The organism is Christiangramia aquimixticola, from assembly GCF_048285835.1.
Classification (GTDB): Bacteria; Bacteroidota; Bacteroidia; order Flavobacteriales; family Flavobacteriaceae; genus Christiangramia; species Christiangramia aquimixticola.
Map to the genome: position 1 here is coordinate 27,045 of NZ_JBLVTL010000003.1, position 22,232 is coordinate 49,276.

21 protein-coding genes are annotated in these 22,232 nt (G+C 38.0%); 6 read left to right on the top strand and 15 right to left on the bottom strand.

Annotated elements, in window-relative coordinates:
• Nucleotides 1-205 (bottom strand): DUF3822 family protein (locus ACNKXV_RS06990; RefSeq protein ID WP_417907000.1); only part of this gene is annotated, 205 nt, incomplete at its 3' end.
• Nucleotides 165-827 (bottom strand): hypothetical protein, encoded by a 663-nt coding sequence (locus ACNKXV_RS06995; protein ID WP_417907001.1) that lies wholly within the window; start codon nt 825-827, stop codon nt 165-167. The genes ACNKXV_RS06990 and ACNKXV_RS06995, both read right to left, overlap by 41 nt.
• Before the next feature lie 123 nt (nt 828-950).
• Here ACNKXV_RS06995 and ACNKXV_RS07000 point away from each other — a divergent pair, with 123 nt between their 5' ends.
• Together ACNKXV_RS07000 and kdsB are read left to right on the top strand one after the other, a co-directional pair.
• On the top strand, nt 951-2,387 hold the full coding sequence (locus ACNKXV_RS07000; protein ID WP_417907417.1) for an ATP-dependent DNA helicase: 1,437 nt from the start codon (nt 951-953) through the stop codon (nt 2,385-2,387).
• A gap of 25 nt (nt 2,388-2,412) precedes the next feature.
• Entirely contained in the window at nt 2,413-3,165 is a 753-nt protein-coding gene (gene kdsB / locus ACNKXV_RS07005; RefSeq protein ID WP_417907418.1) for a 3-deoxy-manno-octulosonate cytidylyltransferase, read from the top strand.
• Here the strand turns inward: kdsB and ACNKXV_RS07010 are convergent.
• From ACNKXV_RS07010 to ACNKXV_RS07020, 3 genes are read right to left on the bottom strand one after another with little or no spacing between them, the layout of a single operon-like run.
• Complete coding sequence (locus ACNKXV_RS07010; RefSeq protein ID WP_417907002.1) at nt 3,152-4,459, bottom strand: cryptochrome/photolyase family protein; 1,308 nt, start codon at nt 4,457-4,459, stop codon at nt 3,152-3,154. The two genes, kdsB and ACNKXV_RS07010, sit on opposite strands and share 14 nt — an antisense overlap.
• Nucleotides 4,459-5,157, bottom strand: a complete 699-nt coding sequence (locus ACNKXV_RS07015) for an SDR family NAD(P)-dependent oxidoreductase (protein WP_417907003.1) — start codon at nt 5,155-5,157, stop codon at nt 4,459-4,461. Before ACNKXV_RS07015 ends, ACNKXV_RS07010 begins: the two co-directional genes overlap by 1 nt.
• A 5-nt stretch (nt 5,158-5,162) precedes the next feature.
• A complete protein-coding gene (locus ACNKXV_RS07020; RefSeq protein WP_417907004.1) occupies nt 5,163-5,672 on the bottom strand; it encodes an SRPBCC family protein in 510 nt (169 codons plus the stop codon).
• Nucleotides 5,673-5,875: 203 nt separating this feature from the next.
• Here ACNKXV_RS07020 and ACNKXV_RS07025 point away from each other — a divergent pair, with 203 nt between their 5' ends.
• Nucleotides 5,876-6,724 carry a DUF2911 domain-containing protein gene (locus ACNKXV_RS07025; RefSeq protein WP_417907005.1) on the top strand — a complete coding sequence of 283 codons (849 nt, stop codon included), beginning with the start codon at nt 5,876-5,878 and terminating at the stop codon, nt 6,722-6,724.
• 60 nt (nt 6,725-6,784) lie between these two features.
• Here the strand turns inward: ACNKXV_RS07025 and ACNKXV_RS07030 are convergent, their stop codons facing one another.
• From ACNKXV_RS07030 to ACNKXV_RS07070, 9 genes are all read right to left on the bottom strand, one after another.
• Nucleotides 6,785-7,753, bottom strand: coding sequence for a Gfo/Idh/MocA family protein (locus tag ACNKXV_RS07030; protein ID WP_417907006.1), 969 nt, complete (start codon nt 7,751-7,753; stop codon nt 6,785-6,787).
• The gene (locus ACNKXV_RS07035) at nt 7,750-9,453 is read right to left on the bottom strand and encodes a sodium:solute symporter family protein (protein ID WP_417907007.1); all 1,704 of its coding nucleotides are present in this window, start codon (nt 9,451-9,453) and stop codon (nt 7,750-7,752) included. Before ACNKXV_RS07035 ends, ACNKXV_RS07030 begins: the two co-directional genes overlap by 4 nt.
• A 108-nt stretch (nt 9,454-9,561) precedes the next feature.
• Entirely contained in the window at nt 9,562-12,051 is a 2,490-nt protein-coding gene (locus ACNKXV_RS07040; RefSeq protein WP_417907008.1) for a PIG-L family deacetylase, read from the bottom strand.
• 66 nt (nt 12,052-12,117) lie between these two features.
• Nucleotides 12,118-12,657, bottom strand: coding sequence for a mechanosensitive ion channel domain-containing protein (locus ACNKXV_RS07045; protein ID WP_417907009.1), 540 nt, complete (start codon nt 12,655-12,657; stop codon nt 12,118-12,120).
• Entirely contained in the window at nt 12,657-13,544 is an 888-nt protein-coding gene (locus ACNKXV_RS07050) for a septum formation inhibitor Maf (RefSeq protein WP_417907010.1), read from the bottom strand. Before ACNKXV_RS07050 ends, ACNKXV_RS07045 begins: the two co-directional genes overlap by 1 nt.
• Nucleotides 13,545-13,567: 23 nt before the next feature.
• The gene (locus ACNKXV_RS07055) at nt 13,568-14,158 is read right to left on the bottom strand and encodes a Maf-like protein (RefSeq protein ID WP_417907011.1); all 591 of its coding nucleotides are present in this window, start codon (nt 14,156-14,158) and stop codon (nt 13,568-13,570) included.
• 3 nt (nt 14,159-14,161) lie between these two features.
• The gene (locus ACNKXV_RS07060) at nt 14,162-15,076 is read right to left on the bottom strand and encodes a geranylgeranylglycerol-phosphate geranylgeranyltransferase (protein ID WP_417907012.1); all 915 of its coding nucleotides are present in this window, start codon (nt 15,074-15,076) and stop codon (nt 14,162-14,164) included.
• Nucleotides 15,077-15,079: 3 nt separating this feature from the next.
• Nucleotides 15,080-15,595 carry a KdsC family phosphatase gene (locus ACNKXV_RS07065; RefSeq protein WP_417907013.1) on the bottom strand — a complete coding sequence of 172 codons (516 nt, stop codon included), beginning with the start codon at nt 15,593-15,595 and terminating at the stop codon, nt 15,080-15,082.
• The gene (locus ACNKXV_RS07070; protein ID WP_417907014.1) at nt 15,579-16,340 is read right to left on the bottom strand and encodes a Rossmann-like and DUF2520 domain-containing protein; all 762 of its coding nucleotides are present in this window, start codon (nt 16,338-16,340) and stop codon (nt 15,579-15,581) included. Before ACNKXV_RS07070 ends, ACNKXV_RS07065 begins: the two co-directional genes overlap by 17 nt.
• 127 nt (nt 16,341-16,467) lie before the next feature.
• Here ACNKXV_RS07070 and ACNKXV_RS07075 point away from each other — a divergent pair, with 127 nt between their 5' ends.
• Entirely contained in the window at nt 16,468-19,632 is a 3,165-nt protein-coding gene (locus ACNKXV_RS07075) for a cytochrome c biogenesis protein (RefSeq protein ID WP_417907015.1), read from the top strand.
• Between the two features lie 72 nt (nt 19,633-19,704).
• On the opposite strand, the gene fumC is transcribed toward ACNKXV_RS07075, so the two are convergent.
• Nucleotides 19,705-21,102: a class II fumarate hydratase gene (gene fumC / locus ACNKXV_RS07080; protein WP_417907016.1), complete on the bottom strand. Its 1,398-nt coding sequence runs from the start codon at nt 21,100-21,102 to the stop codon at nt 19,705-19,707.
• A 276-nt stretch (nt 21,103-21,378) separates the two neighbouring features.
• Between fumC and ACNKXV_RS07085 the strand changes: the two genes are divergently transcribed.
• Together ACNKXV_RS07085 and ACNKXV_RS07090 are read left to right on the top strand one after the other, a co-directional pair.
• On the top strand, nt 21,379-21,885 hold the full coding sequence (locus ACNKXV_RS07085) for a hypothetical protein (protein WP_417907017.1): 507 nt from the start codon (nt 21,379-21,381) through the stop codon (nt 21,883-21,885).
• A gap of 133 nt (nt 21,886-22,018) precedes the next feature.
• A complete protein-coding gene (locus tag ACNKXV_RS07090) occupies nt 22,019-22,195 on the top strand; it encodes a hypothetical protein (RefSeq protein ID WP_026934940.1) in 177 nt (58 codons plus the stop codon).
• Nucleotides 22,196-22,232: the final 37 nt, after the last annotated feature.

A 22,232-nucleotide genomic window follows, 5' to 3' on the forward strand; every position in this document is an offset into this window, starting at 1 on the left:
CATAGGCTTGTTCTATCCTGCTTAGAATGCGAATGGGATCCAGTTGTTTTTCGAAATCTATCTTTTTAAGATAAATGACCTCGTTGGCAGTCTGGTCCAGGATACAAAAAGAAAGTCCATTCAGGTTGATCTGAATGGACAATTTCTTATTATTTGTATTCTTGTTACTCGTTGTCTTTGTCTCCACCATATCTGTCAAATCCATTACCACTGGTACTTACTTCGGTCATGGAACCAACACTTATATAACGACCATTTACATCATCCACAGACTGTACTTCGTTTTCCTGAAGAACCAATGTTCTGTCCTGGTCTGAAAGAACTACGGCTTTAGGGATTCTGGCTTCAAAAACAGGGATATCTGAATCTCCTTTTTTGATAGTTCCGGCACGTAATTCAAATTTAGCATCCACTCCTTCTACCGGTACATTCATCATTGTACGGTATCTTTCCTGATTACCTTTAAATAGGGAATCTCTTACAGGAACGAATCCTAAAGTATCAACCACTACACTTTCAATATACTGGTCAACACCATAAGTCTTTTTATATTCTTCGTCAAGGAAAGTAGTATCACGACGTTGAGTAATTGCAAATTCTGCAGTATCAAGGAATTTTACCAGGCTATCCCAGTCTCCTTGAAATTTACCAGTTACTTCTTGATGAGCCAATTCTGCAGCTCTGATATCCTTTAGGTTTTTGATAACCTTAGTGTATCTTTTTTCTTTGATCTTGTTAAATTGTAGTGGTTCGTAAACCGCGTTGAATGTAAGATATGCCAGGAAGATAATCACCAACCAAAGAAGTATCTGTATTACAAATCTCATGCTTTTAAAGTTTAGTTTTAATTTGAAGGTTATAGGTTACAGGCAAATCTACAACTTTTTTTTATTCGCAAAAGTTTCTGTCATAAAAATCCATTCTTATCTTTGAGATTTTATGCACTTTATATGGATAACCCCACTCCCGATTCCTTCTTTAAATTACTGTTAGACGACCTTGGTTTTGAACCTACGAGCAAGCAGGATATAGCATTGCAAATGCTTTCTGAATTTGTGGTAAAAGGAGGGAAGGATCGCTTGTTTTTACTGAAAGGTTTTGCCGGTACAGGGAAAACTACCATTATAAGTACTCTGGTTAAAAACCTTTGGAAAATAAGGAAGTCCGGAGTTCTGCTAGCACCCACAGGAAGGGCCGCAAAGGTGATTTCCAATTATTCCGGAAAGGAAGCATTTACCATCCATAAAAAAATCTATTTTCCTAAAAAATCGGGTGCCGGCGGAGTTCAATTCACCTTACAACCAAATAAACATAAAAACAGCTTATTTATAGTAGATGAGGCTTCGATGATCTCTGATGATGGTGGAAATTCGAAATTATTTGAAAATGGTTCTTTGCTGGATGATCTTATTCAGTTTGTATATTCAGGAAATAACTGTCAGTTAATTCTTATTGGAGACACAGCCCAGTTACCACCGGTCAAAATGGATCTAAGTCCGGCCCTGGAAGAGCAAAAGCTTGGGATGAACTATAATAAGGAGGTCTCTTTTATAGAATTGGATGAAGTGGTAAGGCAAAGTGAAGAAAGCGATATTTTACGAAATGCGACTCTTATTAGAGAAAGCCTGCAGGATGAGATCTATGAGAGCTTTAAATTTGAACTCACTTCGAATGCAGATGTGGTTAGGCTAAAAGATGGCTATGAGATCATGGATGCGATCCAGGATTCGTATGGGGTCAATGGTTATGAAGATACCAGTATTATAGTAAGATCCAATAAAAGGGCTAATATGTACAATCAGCAAATTAGGTCCCGGATACTTTTCCAGGAGGATGAACTCTCTGCAGGAGATTATTTAATGGTGGTGAAAAACAATTATTTCTGGATCAAACCAAGCAGTGAAGCAGGTTTTATTGCGAATGGGGATATTGTAAAAGTGCTGGAGATCTTTGAATTCAAGGAATTATACGGTTTCAGATTTGCTGAAGTTCAGGTGCAAATGGTTGATTATCCAAAAATGAGACCTTTTGAAACGGTTATTATGTTGGATACGCTCACCAGTAACACCCCTTCACTTACCTATGATGAGTCCAATAAATTATATGAAGAAGTAAAGAAGGATTATGCTAATGAACGTTCAAAATATAAACAGTTCATGCAGATCAAGAACAACAAATACTTTAATGCCCTGCAAATCAAATTTTCTTACGCAATTACCTGTCATAAATCGCAGGGTGGGCAGTGGAAGAATGTATTTATTGAACAACCTTATCTTCCCAATGGCGTGGGCAAAGAGTATTTACGCTGGTTGTACACAGCCCTGACCAGAGCACAGAATAAATTATATCTTATAGGGTTTGGTGATGATTTTTTTACTGAAAACTAATCTTTATTTTTACTGAAAAATTATGATGCAGCATAGAGAGAAAAACCGGGTGATCGCCATGATTCCTGCCAGATTTGAAGCTTCAAGATTTCCGGGAAAACTAATGCAGGATCTCAATGGCAAAACGGTTATAACCAGAACCTATGAAGCAGCTAAAAATACCGGATTATTTGAGGAAGTCTATGTAGTTACAGATGACGATAGAATATTCAATGAAATTGAAAAAGCAGGAGGGAAGGCTATTTTAAGCCAAACTCCGCATGAATGTGGCAGTGACAGGATCGCGGAAGCAGTAGAAAATATGGACGTGGATATTGTGGTAAACGTACAGGGGGATGAACCATTTATAGACGCGAATAGTCTGGCGAAACTACTTGAGGTTTTTGAGCAACCGGGTGCAGAGGAGATCGACCTCGCGAGTCTAAAAACCAAACTTACCGATAGTGATGAAATTACTAATCCAAATAATGTAAAGGTGATCACCGGGGAAAACAATCATGCCCTGTATTTTTCAAGATTTCCTATTCCTTATCCCAGAGATACCTCTGCCAATGTTACTTATTTCAAGCATATTGGGATTTATGCCTTTAGAAAATCTGCCTTAATGGATTTTTACCGACTGCCTATGTTACCCCTTGAAGCTTCAGAGAAAATTGAATGCATCAGATACCTGGAATATGGGAAGAAAATAAAAATGGTGGAAACTTCAGTAAAAAGCATTGGGATCGATACTCCTGAAGACTTAGAAAAAGCAAGGGAATTACTTACTGATTGCTAACTGCTTTTTTATAGGTTTGGAGTGCCCGCTCCCGGGCTTCTTTGTGGTCAACCATTTCTTCGGGATAATCTGTGGTATCATAACCTTTTACCCATCCTTTAATATATTTCCTGTCTTTATCGAATTTTTCGATCTGTGTAGTTGGATTGAAAATTCTAAAATACGGGGCGGCATCTACACCGCTACCTGCGGCCCATTGCCAGTTTCCTACGTTGGAAGCCATTTCATAATCCAGTAATTTTTCTGCAAAATAAGCTTCTCCCCATCTCCAATCGATTAAAAGGTGTTTGCAGAGAAAGGAGGCTACCAGCATTCTTATTCGATTATGCATGAATCCGGTCTTATTTAACTGCCGCATGCCTGCATCAACCAAAGGATAACCGGTTTCTCCGTTCTTCCATTTTTCAAATTCCTCTTCATTATTTCTCCAATGAATTCTGTCGTATTTTTTTCTGAAAGCATCGGTCACAGTATGTGGATAGTGATAAAGAATCTGCATAAAGAATTCCCTCCAAATGAGTTCATTCAGGAAGGTCTTAGTATTTTCATCATTGGCCTTTTGAACCATTTTTCGAACACTTACCGTCCCAAATCGCAAATGAGGTCCAAGTCTGGAAGTTCCATCTACTCCCGGAAAATTTCTTTTCTTTTCGTATGACTGGATTAGGTCTTCAGAAATTTTATATGGCGGTACTTCAATAGAAGATCTGCTAAAGCCAAGATCATTTAAGTTAAGATTTGGCAATCTGCTGTTTTGAATTAAATTTTTTAAATGCTTTTCAGAACCAAATATTTCAAGATTTGAATCTTTGAAAACATCCATCCAGGTATTTTTATAAGGAGTAAAAACTACATAAGGGTCTCCGTCTTTTTTTACAACTTCATTTTTTTCAAATATTACCTGATCCTTATGATCTTCAAATTCAACCTCATGATCATTTAAAAGATTCTTTATTTCCTGATCCCTTTCCCGGGCATAAGGTTCATAATCTCTGTTCGTAAATACTTTTTGAACTTTATAATTTTGTAAAATTTCAGTAAATACCTTTTTAGGTTGATCATGATAAATGGCTATGGAGCTACCATATTCTTCCTGTAAAGTTTTTCTAATCTTCTGAAGGGTTTCATATATAAAAGTAACCCTTGCATCATCTTTAGGAAGGTTGTCCAGAATCTCCGGATCAAATATGAAAATGGGCATCACCGGTAGCTTTTCTCGAAGAGCTGCAAGCAAACCTGCATTATTGTCTAACCTAAGATCTCTTCGGAACCAGAAAATATTTAAATTCTTCATTAATTGCTATTAATTGTAGAAAGTCCACCGTCCACACCAAGCACTTGGCCTGTGATCCAGCCGCTTTCATTACTTAGTAAAAAAGAGGCGAGATTCGCAATATCTTTAGCTGCACCAATTCGTTTTAATGGATGTCTTCGATCCATTTTTTTCCTTTTATCTTCATTTGATAATAGTTTTTCAGCCAGAGGAGTATCTGTTAAAGAAGGAGCGATCACGTTTACTCTGAATTTTGGTGCATATTCTGCAGCCAGTGATTTTGCAAATCCTTCAATAGCGCCTTTGGAAGCTGCAACACTGGTATGGAATGGCATGCCAACTTTAACCGCAACTGTACTAAAGAAAAGCAGACTTGCCTGATCTGATTTTTTTAATTTCTCAAGTACTCCCTGAAGACATTTCACCATTCCGAAAAAATTAAGATTCATTTCCTTTTCAAAATTTTCCGGTTTGATCATTTTAAAAGGTTTAAGGTCGATCGAACCTGGACAATACACAAAACCATCTAATTTTTCAGGAAGATCCAGTTGTGAAATGTCATCTTCCAATACATCAAATTTGAGATGTTTGACCTTATTTGTGTCCAATGTACCCGTGGTTCGGGAAGCAACAATTATATTATTATTTACTTTTAAAAGCTCAGAGATTTGATAACCAATCCCGCTAGAACCGCCAATCAAAAGAATATTCTTTTTCATATTTTCTAATTTATAATCTCCTGCTTTAAGGTTTTTTGCTGGTTGTGGGATTCATCAAATTCACCGAATAATTCAATAAGTTTTTCTCTTCTGTAATCAAAGATCTCCTTCAATTTGGATCTTACCAGGATTGGGTGCGCTAGTCGCCCAAGAAGCCCAAAAGGAAGTTTATAATCTATAATATCTTCCATTTCCACTCCGCCGTTTATTGGTTTTATAAAATGTTTATGATGCCATAAGGAGTAAGGGCCAAACCTTTGTTCATCTACAAAATATTCACCTTCCTTTACATGAGTGATTTCTGTTACCCATTTGGTTTTTATTCCGGCCACAGGAGTAACCAGATATTGGATCAACTGTCCCGGAAACATAGGCCTGTCACCGCCAGATATAATCTCAAAACCCATATAATCCGGAGTGATGATTTTCAGATTTCCCGGGTTTGAAAGAAAGTCCCAGGCTTGAGGGGCAGAAATGGGTAGTTTTTGAATACTGGTAAGGGTATAGATTTTCATCAAAGGAATTTTGATAAATGTACACCAGAGTTTGTTTAAAATAAAATTAATTAAGTTAAACAAAAATTAAATAGAAAGTTTCCGCTTAAATTAAGATGCTCGTAGCAAAGTTGTTGAAACTGAACCTGATAATCGCTGATGTTATTAAAAATATGAGGTAATTGGTTTAATGTTTATCTTTAAGCTATCTAAAATCAAATAATATGAAAAAATTACTATCTCTGGCATTAATATTTTGCCTTTGTTTTACAGTAAATGCACAGGTTGAAGCACCTGCTCCAAGTCCGCTTGGAAAAATTGAACAAAAAGTTGGATTAACAGATGTTACCGTCGAATATTCAAGACCTGGTGTGCGGGGCAGAACCATATTTGGAGATCTGGTTCCTTATGGGGAGATCTGGAGAACCGGAGCCAATGCCAATACCATAATTACATTTAGTGATAATGTGATGATTGATGGGAAAGAACTTAAAAAAGGTTCTTATTCCATTTATACTAAACCTCAAAAGGATTCATGGGAAGTAATGTTCTACAGTACTATCGATAACTGGGGTGTACCGCAAAATTGGGACGATAGTAAAGTTGCTTTAAAGGCAAATGCCAAGACGATAGAAATGCCTATGAATATGGAAACATTTACTATCCTTATCGATGAGCTTAAAAACGATGCTGCAACCTTGAATTTTATCTGGGAAAACACCATAGCTATGGTGGATATGAAATTCCCGACAGATGAAAAGACTATGGCCAGTATCGAGAAAATCATGAATGGTCCTACAGCAAATGATTACTTCGCTGCTGCTTCCTATTATCATGAAGCCGGAAAAGATTTGGATAAGGCTTATAAATGGGTAAATAAGGCTACTGAAATGGCCGGAGATAAAGCATTCTGGATGTTAAGAAGAAAATCTCTTATCGAAGCAGATATGGGTAAAACCAAAGAAGCTATTGCAACTGCTAAAAGATCCATGGCCGCTGCCGAAAAAGCCAACAATCCTGACTATGTAAAAATGAATAAGGAATCCATTGCGAAATGGGAAGGAAGTAAATAGTTCCTAAACTTGAAACATTTACAAAAGCTCTCATTAACCATCCGGGTTTTGAGAGCTTTTTTAATATGCCAATCCAATCTTGTTTCTAATTTCATCCAAAAGCTGGATTAGGTCCAGGGTGTTCTGATGAGTCCAAATGTTGCTTTCTATGCGTTTTTCCTGAAGCATCCTATTCACGTGTTCAGCTTCATAAGTATATCCATTATTTTCCACCCCAAAATCCCTTACCTCATGTTTATTATTCACGTATGTGGTTATAGAGGTAGGTTCATGGAACCTGGAATTTATCTGAATTCTGGCTTTTTCAAATTCAATTTCAGCCATAGTTTTGGTCTTTTCTTCAAAAGTGGAAAAAAGCTCAATTTTACGGCCATTGGAGTAAATAAATACAATTTCACAATTTAGGTCCACCCCGGTTTCTGTCATTTTAGCCTTTGCCAGAATCTCTTCTGGTTTTCCTAGTAAACTGTAAGCAAGGAATACCGGATAAATACCAATATCCAGTAAACTTCCACCGCCCAGAGATTTGTTGAACAATCTTTTAGTGGCGTCATATTCCGCAGGAAATCCAAAGTCTGCTTTTAGAGATCTTATTTCTCCATATTCCTTTTTGTTGACGATCCTGGAGACATGTTTAAAGTGGGGAAGAAACGCGGTCCAAAGGGCCTCCATTATAAAGGTGTTATTTTCCCGTGCGGTGTCGATCATTTCCTGAGCCTGGCTGGCATTAAGGGCAAAGGGTTTTTCGCACAATACAGCTTTGCCAAGTTTTAAGCATTGAATGCTGAGTTCATGATGAAAAGCATGGGGAGTAGCAATGTAAACTACATCAATTTTTTCGTCCTGCATTAATTCCAGATAGGATCCGTAGTATTTTTTACAGTTAAATTTTCCTGCAAAAGATTTAGCCTTTTCCAGATCCCTACTGGCTACAGCATGGAGTTCTGTTTTATCAGCATACATAAGGCCGGTTGCAAATTTACCGGCGATCTTACCCAGACCAATAATTCCCCATTTTATTTTAATCATGGACTAATAGTTTGTGGATTGTCATTTCTGAATAACTGTATTAAAAAAGCTATGGTAATCACCAGGACGCATCCTAAAACATTCAGCCATAAATAAGGCATGAGGTCCATCTTAAATACCAGGATGACAAGAATTTGGGTAATGATGGCAGCAATGAAAACCGCCGTGCTTTTTACATATTTGATGAAGAATGCTAACAGGAATATCCCAAGAACATTTCCGTAGAAAATACTACCAATAATATTTACCAGTTGTATTAGATTATCAAAAAGATCTGCCAGACTGGCGAATAGAATCGCAATTACTCCCCACATCAAGGTGAACCATTTGGAGGCTGCCAGATAATGTTCTTCACTTTTGATCTCTTTGTGATTCCTGCGGTAAAGATCAATCACTGTGGTGGAGGCGAGAGCGTTAAGTTCTGAAGCCGTAGAAGACATTGCTGCAGAAAGAATAACCGCCAATAATAAACCAATAAACCCGCGGGGCATATTATTCAGGATAAAATGAATAAAGACATAATCTTTATCATTGCTTTCGGCTTCCCCTTCAGAAGCATTGATAAACAGTTTTGCTTTTTCTCTAATTTCAAACTGCTCTTTTTCGAGGTTTTGATAATTCTTTTGGAAAACTGCCAATTCCTCCTCACTCATCCCGGCTTTTCGATCGGCATAATTCAGGGTGATCTCATGTTTTTTTTCCTGAACCTCTTCATGGTCGATCATCAAATCTCGGTACTGTTCAGAATAATTGGAATTTAATACGGTTTCTGTCGCTGCCGGATTGAAGTTTAATGGAGGAGAATTGAATTGATAGAAAACAAACACCATAACCCCAACCAGCAGAATGAAGAACTGCAAAGGCACCTTTAGAAGTCCGTTAAAGATCATACCCAGCTGACTTTCCCTAACCGAACCACCGGTGAGATATCGTTGTACCTGACTTTGATCTGTCCCGAAATAGGAAAGGGCAAGAAAACTTCCGCCAATCAATCCGCTCCATAAGGTGTATCGGTTCTCAAAATCGAAAGATAAATCCAGAACATCCATTTTACCCGAAGTACCGGCAATTTCAAGGGCATTAAAGAAGTCAATATTTCCCGGCAGGTAATTCAGGATTATTATAAAGGCTACGATCATTCCGGTTAAGATCACCGCCATTTGCTGTTTATGGGTAACGCTTACCGCTTTTGTACCACCGGATACTGTATAAATTATTACTAGCGTACCTATTATGATATTCAAATAAGTTAGGTTCCAGCCTAATACAGCGGAGAGTACAATGGCTGGTGCAAAAATGGTGATTCCGGCAGCAAGCCCTCGTTGGATGAGAAATAACAAGGCGGTTAAAGTTCTTGTCTTTCTATCGAATCTGGTTTCCAAGTATTCATAGGCCGTGTAAACATTAAGCCGATGGTAAATGGGAATAAAAACCATACAGATGATAACCATTGCAATGGGCAGCCCAAAGTAGAACTGAACAAAGCCCATCCCATCATGGTAGGCCTGACCCGGAGTGGATAGAAAAGTGATGGCGCTCGCCTGAGTTGCCATTACAGATAAACCTATGGTCCACCATCTGGCGTTTTTTCCTCCTCCAACATAATCTTCCACATTTTTGCTTCCGCGAGATTGGTAAACTCCATACCATACAATAAAGGCTATGGTTCCAATTAAAATGATCCAGTCTATTAATTGCATTTTAAGCGAAATATTTCATGATAATATAAAAGGCCAGAATATAAAGGGCATTGGCAATTAGAACCCAGGTATAACTTTTTTTCCAATGATATGAATCTGGTTTTTCCATTATTTTCCAATAGATAACATGTTAGCGAATAGTCGGTAGGCCCCCGGAACGGCTTCAGGAAATTGTCTAAAAAAGCTTAATCCCGTGTATATATAATATCCTTTTCCATATTGAACCACGAGCAAACTGCCGGTTTTAGGTGTCTCTCCATCATCATTCATACTGAGGATTGGAGTAAATTGTTCTCCCCAGGAATCTGGGAAATATAAACCTCGTTCCTGAACCCAATTGCCAAAATCGGCATTAGAAAGCTTGTTGGGATAATTCAATACCGGATGCTCCGGGGCAAGGAATTCCACCTTTGCATTTTCATTGGTCACCCGGTCCCTTGATAAAGTTAGTGGGTAAGGGGCGAGCTTATCGACTAAAAGCCCACGGTTGGTATTATACTGCACGATCAAAGTTCCGCCATTCTCCACATATTCCATTAAAGCCTTCTGGCGGAATTTAAGTTCGTCAATGGTGTTATAAGCGCGAATGCCTAAAACAATGGCGTCGAATTTTTTAAGATTGTTTGTCGTGATCATTCCCGGAGACAGAATACTCACGGAATAACCCATTTGTTCCAGACTTTCGGGGCCGGAATCTCCTGCACCATGAATATAGCCTATATGTTCACCTTTTTTCTCTATCTCGAGTTTTACAAGCTTCATTCCGGCCTGTTCTATGATGTTTTGATCAGGGAAATATCCATAGTTAATTTCAGTGAGCTGTTTGTCATAGGTTTTTCCCTCTACCAGGGCAGTAGGGATAAGTCTGGTTTCTGAAGCCTCTGTAGGAGGGGTGATTTTAAAACTCAGTTTTTCAATTCCTCCAGGTTGATTAATAGAGAAGCTGGAGGCAACGGGTTCAATTTTCCAGCCTTTCCCCGCTGTTAAATTAACTTTTCCTGAAATTTTAGAGGTATTGGAAACAACTTCAAGGGAGACTAATTTGGATTCTCCGTTATTAAAAACCAGTAGTTCTTCATTAAACCTAAGATTTAAAGCGGGTACAATCTCAAAATTCTTATAAGTTTCGCCTAATACATTATCGTTGTATTTGTGTACCAATGGTTGTGTAAAAACGAGGTCAACACCCTCAATTTTTAGCTGAAATTTGGCCACTGCATAATCTGGGTTTACGGGTAGACCTCTTAAAGTCTGGTCGTTTACCGTATACATCCCCATACTCGATTTATCCCTTAACCAGTAGGGAGAAGTGTATTGAGCTTTTTCCGGAATTGTGAAAACTACTGAAGAATTCCAGCTGTCATTATTTTTAAGCGATATGGAAGGTTGTATTTCAGAATTATTGGGATAAAGCGTAACTGCTTTAAGCTGAATATTTGCATCACTCCGGTTAATCGCTTCTAACTGGACTTTAATTGATTCTGAAGGGATAGCCGTGGGTTTTTCTACAACTGCTTCCAGGAATAAACCGGAAACCGCATAAATAATATCTTTAATTTGTTCGGTTTTTAAAGCTTTCCAATGTTCATCTTCAAGTTTCTGAATTAACTGATAAGCCTTTATTAATTGTGGAAGACTTGCTGAAGGATCCTCAAAATTAAAATCATTTTCTACAGCTTGTAAAATATCACCAATAGGCTTTCCTCCTTTTAACCGATTCCAGCTGGTGTCTATCCCATCGAATATATCAGAATCTTCTTCAGGCATATCACCTTTTATTAATTCAATATACTCCATTTGTTTACCACGACTTCCTGTGCTACCAAATCCCTGAGAACGGTGCTGACTCCTACTTAATGAGGCGATTTCAGGATTGGAAAGTCCTTTTAGTGGAAAATAGGTGCCCGTGTCGAAACTTATAAATTTAGATTTATCTGCTTCGGCAAAAGCTTCATCTCCTCCATAGAACCAGGGTGAAGTGTTAAAAAAAAGTCGTTTAGGCTGATGAGCCTGAACATATTTCAGCTGTGTTGGAAATTCGGTCTTATTGCCTGACAGGTCAAATGCTTCAACACTTAAAATGGCAGAAGAAGTATGATGGCCATGAGTGGAACCCGGGGTGCGGTGATCGAATCTATTAATAATAACATCTGGTCTAAATTTTCTAATAGCCCATACCACGTCATTTAAAACTTCATCTTTATTCCAAATTTCCAGAGTTTCAGAAGGGGTTTTAGAATAACCAAAATCGTTCGCACGGGTAAAGAATTGTTCTCCGCCGTCGATTTTACGTGCCGCCAGCAATTCATGAGTTCTAATTATTCCCAGTTTTTCTCTAAGATCGGGTCCAACGAGATTTTGTCCACCATCGCCTCGCGTTAGGGATAAATAGGCAGTTCTGGCATGTTTGTGATTCGAGAAATAGGAAATTAATCTTGTATTCTCATCATCGGGATGAGCAGCTATATATAAAACTGAACCAAGGAAGTTGAGTTTTTTAAGTTGTGAGTAGATTTCAGAAGAGCTCCATTTTTCCGGAGCCTGGGCATTGGTGTAGGTAAAACTAAAGAGCAGAAAGGCAATAAGAAAATTCCTCATCAAAACAGATTTTACCAAATATAAAAACTTTCAATTCTACATTCCGGATTATTTCTATTCTTTTACCTACAGGGCATCCTTTCCTTCATCACGATACCGATTCCTTTCGATAAGTGACACCGGTTTTTGTAAAATCAGGTTGTTAGGGTAGGTGATCAATTCTCCTTCTCTGGTTCTAAGGTGTAGATGAAATGCTTTAATATCCTCAATTTCTGCTTCCACCTCAAGATCTTTATCATGTATCCTAATGGTATCTCCAATCTTATAAGGAAAAGAGAAAAACAAGATGATCCCGGAAGTGATATTGCTAAGAATAGACCAGATCGCAAATAAAGCAACCCCTATAACTGCAAATACCGAAGAAAAGATCACCGACAACTCGGTTAGACCTACTCCCCAGGCAATCGCCAAAAGAAATGCTGCAATTAACAGGATTAGAATATTGATGTATTTAAACATCAGCCTGGTACGGGTGAAATTGATCTCACTTTTTTTGCCCACTTTATTGGCAGCTGTTTTAAGTATAAACTGGATAACCATCAGCAGTATGATAACAGCAAGGGAGTACAATAATTCGTCGCGGTAGGTAGTAAGTAATTCGTACATTAATCCAGATCTAATTTGTTGCGTAAAGGTAAATCTTTATTCGAATTTCTGTTCCAGTAATCGGTTCTTAAAAGTTGTTTTTTTACAGCTCTCGTAGTTAAAGTTATAGCATCATTTCCGGTGCCTGATGGATAAGTTTCTTCCCACTTTTCTACGGAATAAGGGAAGGACCTGTCAAAGTAGATCTTGAGATTTCTTTTTAAATCCGGATAATTTAGCTCGTAAACATTCAAATGGTTGTTGGTATAATATTCTCCGGTGGCAATATGAGGTTCAACTTTTTGATGGGTTAGCCGCAAATATTCAAAAGAAGGGATCATTTTAAAATTACCTACAGGTAAATCAGAATACTGAACGCGCAACCGGTTCCAGATCTCGTTCTCAAGATTTACCTTATTTATTTTTATATAAGTATCTGCCTCTCCTTCAAAATAGGAGTGGGTAACTATATCAAAATCTCCCCGGTTATTCAACTGCATATAAGTTTGCCCGCACCATTCCTGAATAGATGCCGAAACCTTAATTGCATGCGGTTTTCCATCCAGTGGATAAAAACTGCTCTGCATAATGCTATATGGATAGATTCCGGTGAGAAATTTCTTGGTTGAATTTAGTTTTAAACTGGAGATACCGCCGGAAGTAATTGAATTTGCTTTTACCTGTTGATCTGGTAATAGATCTTCGGTCACGTAAATAAGAACTGCTTCACCTTCCCTAATTTCACCGTATCGGGCTTGTTCCAGGTGGTAGGAGGTAATTTCAGCTTTTCCTGAATACCAGTAGTCTTTAAATTCATCAGTTAGCACCAATTCCGGTTGCCTGTTCATCATTTCTGAACAAGAGCTAAACAGTAAAAGAACCGCTATGAGGCTAAATTGGCGAATCATGTTTTTATATAAAGTTACAAAATTCAGCCCGTAACCATGGTTTTTAAAGTTCTGTACACCAAATCTGTTGGTAATCCAACAACATTAAAATAGCTGCCCTCGATCTTTTTTATTCCAATAAGGCCAATCCATTCCTGTATGGCATAACCTCCGGCCTTATCAAAAGGCTTGTAATTAGTGACATAATATTCGATCTCCTCATTGCTAAGTTCATGAAAGGTAACTTTGGTAGTATAGTTCACAACTTGCTGGGATTCTGAGGTTGTAAAACAAACTGAAGTAATTACCTGATGTTCTTCCCCGGATAGGGTAGTGATCATTCTAACAGCGTCATTATGATCCTTCGGCTTTCCCATGGCAGTTCCATTATGAGAAACTATGGTGTCACTGGTTATAAGGATTTGATTGGCGCTAAGATCATCTAAAAATACTTCGGCCTTTAATTTTGATAAATAATCTGTGACCTCTTCATCTTTCAAATGATCGGGATATACTTCATCGACAGATCGCACGTCAATAGTTACCGGGATCCCGAGATCTTCAAAGAATTTCTGTCTTCTGGGTGAACCCGAAGCGAGAATTATTTCGTGGTTACTAAGTAATTGTTTCAGCATGGATTAAAGTATTATAAATTGAAGCAGACCTATGGAAAGCAACCCAAAAAATAAGATGAATTTTAAAACCCGACTCAATTGGGTATAGTTTGATTTTCTGTCTGCCGAGAGTATGGATACAAGAAAATATAAAAGCGGCGCAACCAATAAAAATAAAGCATATAAAATGGCCACCCGGTTTTCGAACAGGTATTCATACATGTAATAAAGGAGGAATCCGGTTGGAATAAGTCCCAGTAAGAATAAAGCTTTATTGGTTCTTTTTTGCCCAAGAACTATAGGGAGCGTTTTATAACCTGCATTGTAATCTCCGTCAATATCTTCCTGATCTTTTACAATTTCGCGCAGGAAATTGATCAAAAATGCGAATATTGAGTAATCAATTAAAATAGAAAAAATGGTGGCTTGAGTTGATTGATTTTGAGGTGTTATAGCCGGTAAAAGGTCATATAATCCAACTCCTACCGGGATTAGCCCAACTATCAGGCTAACCAGGATATTCCCTACCAGTATAGTTTCCTGGAATTGTGAATTGTAAAGATATAAAATGGCTGACCCAAAAATGAAAAATGCCGAAAATGCAGGCCTTCCCACCATATTGGATAAATAGAAACCTAATCCAATTCCTATAATATTTAAAACAAAGAATAGGGTGTAAGCTTTCTTTTCCGAAATATGCCTGCCTACGTAGACCTTCCCCGGTTTATTATTTTTATCGGCCGTGATATCAAAAATATCATTGATCACATAACCTGCCGCTGCAACCAGAATTACTGCCAGCACCAACATGGAGAAACCAAACAAATTCAAGGTGATGGCCACCCCAAAAGGTTCAAAAAGGCCATATTTAATAAGGAACATGGTAAGGGCAATGAAAATAAGGTTCCCCGGCCTTAAGATCTTAATATAATTGATCATAGATTATGGAGTTTTTTCCATCCATTTTCCCTGTACTTTCATTACCTGCTCGATCACATCCCGTACACATCCTTCACCACCTTTTTTGTGGGATACATAAAGGGAAACTTCTTTAACTTCAGGGACTGCATCCTGTGGGCAACATGGGAGACCAACCAGTTTCATGGGATAATAATCGGGGATATCGTCTCCCATATATAAAACCTGTTCTGGATTGATATTATAAATATCAAAGAACTCATCCATTTGTTCCACTTTGTCACTAACTCCAAGATAGATATCGGTAATTCCAAGATTTCTTAATCTGCTGCGAACACCCTCATTTTTACCTCCGCTAATAATACAAACCGTATAACCGGAGCTTTGAGCAAGTTTTAGCGCATAACCGTCTTTGATATTCATGGTTCTTAAAAGTTCTCCCTGTGAAGATATCTGGATGGAACCATCTGTTAATACTCCGTCAACATCAAAAACGAAGGTGTTGATCTGGTTTAAGTGTTCTTTATAGCTTTTTTCCATGTAAATTTTGAATAGAATGGGTGATTAGTTCATATATTTTTTTGCGGTCACCGTCCAGCATGGACAGGTGTTCGTCAATAGTTTTTTGATCATTCCTGAGTGCAGGACCGGTTTGAGCTGAAAAAGGCGGGAGGCTGTCGATTTTCGAAACAGTTTCCCTGATCAATGGCTGTAAAATTTCAAAGGGAAGGTCATGTTCCCGGCAATAATCTGCTGCAATGGTAAAAAGATGGTTGCTAAAATTATTTACAAAAACTGCGGAAAGGTGTAATGCCTTGCGCTGATCTGAATTTACTTCGAATACTTTTTTACTTAAAAATGAAGCCACTTCTTTTAAAAGGCCCAGGTTTTTTTCTGAATTTGCTTCAATGCAAATTGGAATTCCGCTGAAATCTACCGGTTTATTTTTACTGAAACTTTGCAGCGGATAAAATACTCCGTGATTCTCAAATTTTGAAAGGGAATCCAGAGTAACACTTCCTGAAGTATGGACCACCAATCCGTTTTTTGAAGTTAAATTATTGGCAACTTCCGGGATGGCTTCATCTTTTACTGCCAGAATATATAGAGCTGCATCTTCAATTTCATCAAAATTACTGGACTTCCTGGTAGAACGATCGGTAAAATCAATTTTATCGATATTCCGGTTAAATACCTGGATTACATTGATTTGCTCCGTTTTTTTGAAGCTCTGGTATAAATGTCCGGCTACATTCCCGGCGCCTATAATTACCACCTTGATCATGGGGCTAAATTACCAAAAATATTAAGCCTGGGAAATTAACACCAGCTGTGCGGAGATTGAAGGTTTATAAAGGCCTATAAATGATAAAAAATCGTTAAATTTGCAGCCTTAAAAATGACTCTTTTTCATGCAGAAAAAAATTGCCTCCGTCCTTTTTTCTACCCGTATAATGGCCGTCTTGTTTATCATCTTTCCAGTAGCCATGGCTATGGGAACTTTTATAGAAAGTTGGTATAGTATAGAAACAGCCAGAATTCTTATTTACAATACCTGGTGGTTTGAAGGTATCATGCTATTTCTACTTATTAATTTTATTGGTAATATTAAACGCTATCAGCTATACAAAAAAGAAAAATGGAGTACGCTATTACTGCATCTTTCGTTTATTCTAATTCTAATTGGAGCCTTTGTTACCCGGTATATAAGTTATGAAGGCGTAATGCCAATTAGAGAGGGTGAAACAACAAATAAGTACATGACTTATGATACGTATTTTACCTTTTTTATGGATGGGGAGATCGACGGGGAACCAAGAAGAAGAGTTCTACAGGAAGTAGTCCTTTTTGGACCGGAGGTTGAAAATGATTATGTGCTGAATTCAGATTTTAATGGGCAGCCGGTAAAATTTGAAGTTACCAATTTTATTCATGGTGCAGAGGAAACACTGGTTCCTACAGAAGATGGTAAAAATTACCTGAAAATTGTTGAAGCAGGCGATGGCCAGCGTCATGATCATTTCCTCGAAGAAGGAAAAGTTAGCAATATTCATAATGTGCTTTTTACGTTAAATAGTCCGCAGGACGGAGCTATTAACATTCAGGTTGATGAAAATGGAAAGTATCTAATTGACTCTCCTTTTGAAGGAACCTTTATGCGCATGGCCGACCAATTGGAGGGAAATCTAGTTCAGGATTCTACACAAACTTTAATGTTGCGTTCCCTGTATAATATTGGGACCATGCAATTTGTTATTCCTGAGCCGGTAATTAAAGGAGAATACGATGTGGTGCCTACCAATCCTAAGACCAAGCAGGATATGGATGCGGTGACCTTAAATATTTCCTCCAATGGAGAATCTCAAACTGTTACCTTATTAGGCGGACAGGGAACTGTAGCCGAACCGGAAAAGATCGAGCTGGCCGGACTGGAAATCTTTCTTAATTATGGTTCCATAGAAAAAGAACTTCCTTTCGCTCTTAAATTGAACGATTTTATAGCTGAAAAATATCCGGGAACGGCTGATAGGGAAACACCTGGATATGCTTCTTTTAAAAGTAAAGTAGAGATCGTAGAGGAAGGAAAACAGCCGCGGCCTTATGAAATTTATATGAATCACGTACTGGATTATCAGGGATTTCGATTTTTTCAATCCAGTTTTGATCCGGACGAAAAAGGAACCGTGCTTTCCCTTAACCATGATTTCTGGGGAACCTGGATTACATATATAGGATACTTCTTATTATACTTTGGATTAATGTGGATTCTTTTTGATAAAAATTCCCGTTTTGGACAACTTAAAATAATGCTGGACAAGATCAAAGCGAAGAAAAAAACCATAACGAGTTTAGCAGTTCTATTGGCGATGTCCTTTGGAGCAAATGCACAGGATGATAATCATGAGCATAGTGAAACTGCGAAAGCCCAAATTGACAGTGTTATTGTAGAGAACGCAGTTAGTAAAGAACATGCTGCAAGATTTGGAAGACTTATAATTCAGGATGCCGGTGGAAGGATGAAGCCTGCGAATACTTACTCTTCTGAGCTGTTGAGAAAACTTAGCAAAAGTGATGAATATGCCGGATTATCATCAGATCAGGTGCTGGTTTCTATAACCGAAAATCCTGCTTTCTGGTATCAGGCTCCGCTAATTTATGTTCAGAAACAAAACGATAGCTTACATAATATCCTTGGAGTAGAGAAGGGAAGGAAGTATCTCGCATTGGTAGACTTTTTTGATGAGAAAGGGAATTATAAATTATCACCTTTCCTCGAAGGTGCTTATAAAGCTGCTGTTCCCAATAAATTTCAGAAAGATTTTATTGAAACAGATAAGAAGGTAAACCTATTGTATCAGGCAGTAAGAGGTAATATTTTAAAGATATTCCCTATTCCAAATGATGAAAATAATGAATGGGTTTCTTACCCTGAAGTTGATGAGTCTGGATTAAAAGGAATGGATTCTGTTTATGCCAAGCAAATTCTGCCTTTATATATGAATGCCCTTAGAACTGCCAGAGAAGAAGGGGATTATGCCACGGCGAATAAGTATCTGGAAAGTCTCAAAACCTATCAGGAGAAGTTTGGTAGCGAAGTTATGCCTTCAGAAGAAAAGGTTAATGCTGAGATCCTGTATAATAAGTATGATGTTTTTAGAAATCTCTTCTGGCTTTATATGGTTGCAGGTCTTATTATGTTATTCTTTGTGATCGTCCAGATCTTTAAGGATACTAAGATCATTCGATCATTGATTTATACAGCTGCCGGAGTGATACTCGTACTTTTTATATTACATACAGCAGGGCTTGGAGCCAGATGGTATATTTCTGGCCACGCTCCCTGGAGTGATGCGTACGAATCCATGATCTATGTTGCCTGGGCAACCATGTTCTTTGGTCTTGCCTTTGGAAGAAAATCCAATCTTACCATTGCGTCTACGGCCTTTGTTGCTTCCATGATCCTCATGATTGCACACTGGAACTGGATGGATCCATCAATTGCGAACCTTCAGCCTGTATTGAATTCCTACTGGTTGATGATACATGTTTCTGTGATCGTGGGAAGTTATGGTCCTTTTACCCTGGGAATGATCTTAGGGGTTGTATCTCTTCTTTTAATGATTCTTACTAATGAAAAGAACAAGAAAAAGATGGATATCAATATCAAGGAGATCACGGTAATTACTGAAATGGCTCTTACCGTTGGATTGGTAATGTTAACCATAGGAAACTTTTTAGGAGGACAATGGGCCAACGAAAGTTGGGGAAGATATTGGGGCTGGGATCCAAAGGAAACCTGGGCTTTAATCAGCATTATGGTTTATGCCTTTGTGATCCACATGAGATTGGTACCTGGTATGAGAAGCAGATGGTTTTTTAACCTTATGGCTGTAATTGCTTTTGCCAGTATAATGATGACCTATTTTGGGGTGAATTTCTACTTAAGCGGACTTCACTCTTACGCCAGTGGTGATAAGGTAATTACTCCAAGTTTTGTTTATTATTCTATCGGGGTAATCGCTGTATTAGGAGGTTTGTCTTACTGGAAATTTCAAAAGTATTTTGCGAAGAAATAGTATTGAACTTTCACTTATATAAATAGAAAAGCCCGCAAATTTTGCGGGCTTTTTTATTTATATGGAAAACTATTATTTGGTATTTCCAACCATATCTTTAGGATCTACCCATTCATCAAACTGTTCCGGGGTTACATACCCAAGATTTACCGCTTCTTCTTTAAGAGTGGTTCCATTTATATGAGCAGTGTTGGCAATTTCAGCAGCTTTGTAATATCCAATTTTGGTATTTAAAGCAGTTACCAGCATTAAAGAATTATTCAGGTGTTCTTTAATACGCTTTTCATTTGCATCGATTCCTCTTGCGCAATGTTCTTCGAAAGATACACAGGCATCACCAATTAGCTGTGCACTTTGAAGCAGTGCATTCGCCATTACAGGCTTAAATACGTTCAGTTCAAATTGACCTTGCATTCCGCCAACACTCATAGTGGTGTCATTTCCTATAACCTGAGCACAGACCATAGTAAGCGCTTCGCACTGGGTAGGATTAACTTTCCCCGGCATAATTGAAGAACCTGGCTCGTTCGCCGGAATATTGATTTCTCCAATTCCGCTTCTTGGACCCGATGCAAGCATACGAATGTCGTTACCAATTTTATTCAGAGCAACTGCAATTTGTTTTAAAGCGCCATGAGTTTCAACAAATGCATCATGAGCAGCAAGAGCTTCAAATTTATTTCCTGCAGAAACAAAAGGCATGTCGGTAAACTTCGCGATAAATTCAGCTACTCTTTTGGAATAACCTTTAGGAGTATTCAATCCTGTTCCTACAGCAGTTCCGCCAAGGGCAAGTTCAGCTAAATGCGGAAGCGTATTTTCAAGGGCTCTTATCCCGTAATCCAGTTGAGCTACATAGCCGCTAAATTCCTGACCAAGGGTTAGGGGAGTGGCATCCATAAAATGGGTTCTTCCAATTTTCACGGTATTCTTAAATTCCTCCGACTTCTTTTTAAGAGTATCTCTAAGTTTTTTAAGACCCGGTAAAGTGGTTTTGGTCACCTTTTTATAAGCCGCAATATGCATTCCTGTTGGGAATGTATCATTTGAGGACTGAGACTTATTTACATCATCGTTTGGTTGTAAAGTTTTTTCGCCTTCACCAATGGTTTTTCCGGCAAGTTGATGTGCACGGTTAGCGATTACCTCGTTAACGTTCATGTTACTTTGAGTACCACTTCCCGTTTGCCAGATTACAAGAGGAAATTGATCATCATGTTTCCCTTCAAGAATCTCATCACAAACTTTGGCTATAAGGTCTCTTTTATCAACCGGAAGCACTCCAAGTTCGCAATTGGTATATGCGGCTGCCTTTTTAAGGTAAGCGAATCCGTATATGATATCCAACGGCATTGAAGAGGCAGGTCCAATTTTAAAATTGTTTCTGGAACGTTCAGTTTGAGCACCCCATAATTTATCTGAAGGAACTTTAACCTCCCCCATTGTATCTTTCTCTATTCTGTAATCCATATTTGAAAAATTGGTTGTTTCGCAAAGTTAATGTTTCGCAAATTTTTTTGAACTAAAAAATCTGGAAATTTAAGCTCTTCATGGCTAAGAATTTATAACCAATTCTCCTCTCAAATTTTGATAAAATGCTTGACATTTTTGGTAGGCTTTATCCATAGTGATACGAAAGATCTTACAGGTAAAAATCCCTAAGGTGGAAATTTTACAGGAATTCCCTTTCACAAAATTTTAAGAAATCTACATAACTTATATCCTCTTTAATTAAATATTCATAATATGAAAAAGCACGACTTTCTACTTGTTTTTTCATTGGTTCTTTTACTTCTTGCCCCTGGTTGTAGTACCGATGACGATATGCCGGCAGAGACTGGTGAATTCTTTACTGCAAACATAAATGGTGCGACTTTCGATTCTTCTGAAAGTTCTACTGTTCTCAGGTTTGACAGAGATTATAATACTTTGGGTACAGTTACTTTATTTGTGGAATCCCTATCCGCAACCGGTCAAAAGATCGATTTTAAGATTGAAAATTATGTGGGAGAAGGGAAGTACTTTATAGGTGATTATAAGTATAATAACAACTGGATCACTTGCCAGAATTCCCAGAAAGAGGGATTATGGACTATAATGCCTAATACTGTGCTGAATGAGAGTACCAATTTTATTGAAATCACTTTGGTCCATGACGATTACATTGAAGGTAATTTGCATTGTGAAAAGCTTTGGGGAGAAGTGAATAGAAGTTATGGGTTGGTAAACGGTAGTTTTCGCTTATATTATTGACACATTAATATCTTGAAAATACTGGCGAACACTGTAAGGCTTGATTTTTTAATCTTAAAAAGTTAAATAAATTTTGTGATAAGCGGGACAGAGTTGCTATCTTTGGCGAGATTCAAATCAAACTTTGACTGTTATGTTCGAATTCGATCAATACTTAGGCTTCTTAGCATTTTTAGCGATATTAACCATGGGTTTCTGGCTTATGATCTTTTTAATGGCATTCCTTCCTTACTGGATTGGAGGTTCTGTTGGAGAGTTGATCAAGGAAAAACGTGAAGCTCGAAAAAAAGCTAAAGCGGAAAAAGCATAAAAAAAGGGACTTTCTTAGTCCCTTTTTTTTTATGTCT

What these genes read in the sequence shown, in the direction of transcription:
- ACNKXV_RS06995 (WP_417907001.1), bottom strand. Translation starts at nt 827, where the DNA reads ATGAGATTTGTAATACAGATACTTCTTTGGTTGGTGATTATCTTCCTG.
- ACNKXV_RS07000 (WP_417907417.1), top strand. Translation starts at nt 951, where the DNA reads ATGGATAACCCCACTCCCGATTCCTTCTTTAAATTACTGTTAGACGAC.
- kdsB (WP_417907418.1), top strand. Translation starts at nt 2,413, where the DNA reads ATGCAGCATAGAGAGAAAAACCGGGTGATCGCCATGATTCCTGCCAGA.
- ACNKXV_RS07010 (WP_417907002.1), bottom strand. Translation starts at nt 4,459, where the DNA reads ATGAAGAATTTAAATATTTTCTGGTTCCGAAGAGATCTTAGGTTAGAC.
- ACNKXV_RS07015 (WP_417907003.1), bottom strand. Translation starts at nt 5,157, where the DNA reads ATGAAAAAGAATATTCTTTTGATTGGCGGTTCTAGCGGGATTGGTTAT.
- ACNKXV_RS07020 (WP_417907004.1), bottom strand. Translation starts at nt 5,672, where the DNA reads ATGAAAATCTATACCCTTACCAGTATTCAAAAACTACCCATTTCTGCC.
- ACNKXV_RS07025 (WP_417907005.1), top strand. Translation starts at nt 5,876, where the DNA reads ATGAAAAAATTACTATCTCTGGCATTAATATTTTGCCTTTGTTTTACA.
- ACNKXV_RS07030 (WP_417907006.1), bottom strand. Translation starts at nt 7,753, where the DNA reads ATGATTAAAATAAAATGGGGAATTATTGGTCTGGGTAAGATCGCCGGT.
- ACNKXV_RS07035 (WP_417907007.1), bottom strand. Translation starts at nt 9,453, where the DNA reads ATGCAATTAATAGACTGGATCATTTTAATTGGAACCATAGCCTTTATT.
- ACNKXV_RS07040 (WP_417907008.1), bottom strand. Translation starts at nt 12,051, where the DNA reads ATGAGGAATTTTCTTATTGCCTTTCTGCTCTTTAGTTTTACCTACACC.
- ACNKXV_RS07045 (WP_417907009.1), bottom strand. Translation starts at nt 12,657, where the DNA reads ATGTACGAATTACTTACTACCTACCGCGACGAATTATTGTACTCCCTT.
- ACNKXV_RS07050 (WP_417907010.1), bottom strand. Translation starts at nt 13,544, where the DNA reads ATGATTCGCCAATTTAGCCTCATAGCGGTTCTTTTACTGTTTAGCTCT.
- ACNKXV_RS07055 (WP_417907011.1), bottom strand. Translation starts at nt 14,158, where the DNA reads ATGCTGAAACAATTACTTAGTAACCACGAAATAATTCTCGCTTCGGGT.
- ACNKXV_RS07060 (WP_417907012.1), bottom strand. Translation starts at nt 15,076, where the DNA reads ATGATCAATTATATTAAGATCTTAAGGCCGGGGAACCTTATTTTCATT.
- ACNKXV_RS07065 (WP_417907013.1), bottom strand. Translation starts at nt 15,595, where the DNA reads ATGGAAAAAAGCTATAAAGAACACTTAAACCAGATCAACACCTTCGTT.
- ACNKXV_RS07070 (WP_417907014.1), bottom strand. Translation starts at nt 16,340, where the DNA reads ATGATCAAGGTGGTAATTATAGGCGCCGGGAATGTAGCCGGACATTTA.
- ACNKXV_RS07075 (WP_417907015.1), top strand. Translation starts at nt 16,468, where the DNA reads ATGCAGAAAAAAATTGCCTCCGTCCTTTTTTCTACCCGTATAATGGCC.
- fumC (WP_417907016.1), bottom strand. Translation starts at nt 21,102, where the DNA reads ATGGATTACAGAATAGAGAAAGATACAATGGGGGAGGTTAAAGTTCCT.
- ACNKXV_RS07085 (WP_417907017.1), top strand. Translation starts at nt 21,379, where the DNA reads ATGAAAAAGCACGACTTTCTACTTGTTTTTTCATTGGTTCTTTTACTT.
- ACNKXV_RS07090 (WP_026934940.1), top strand. Translation starts at nt 22,019, where the DNA reads ATGTTCGAATTCGATCAATACTTAGGCTTCTTAGCATTTTTAGCGATA.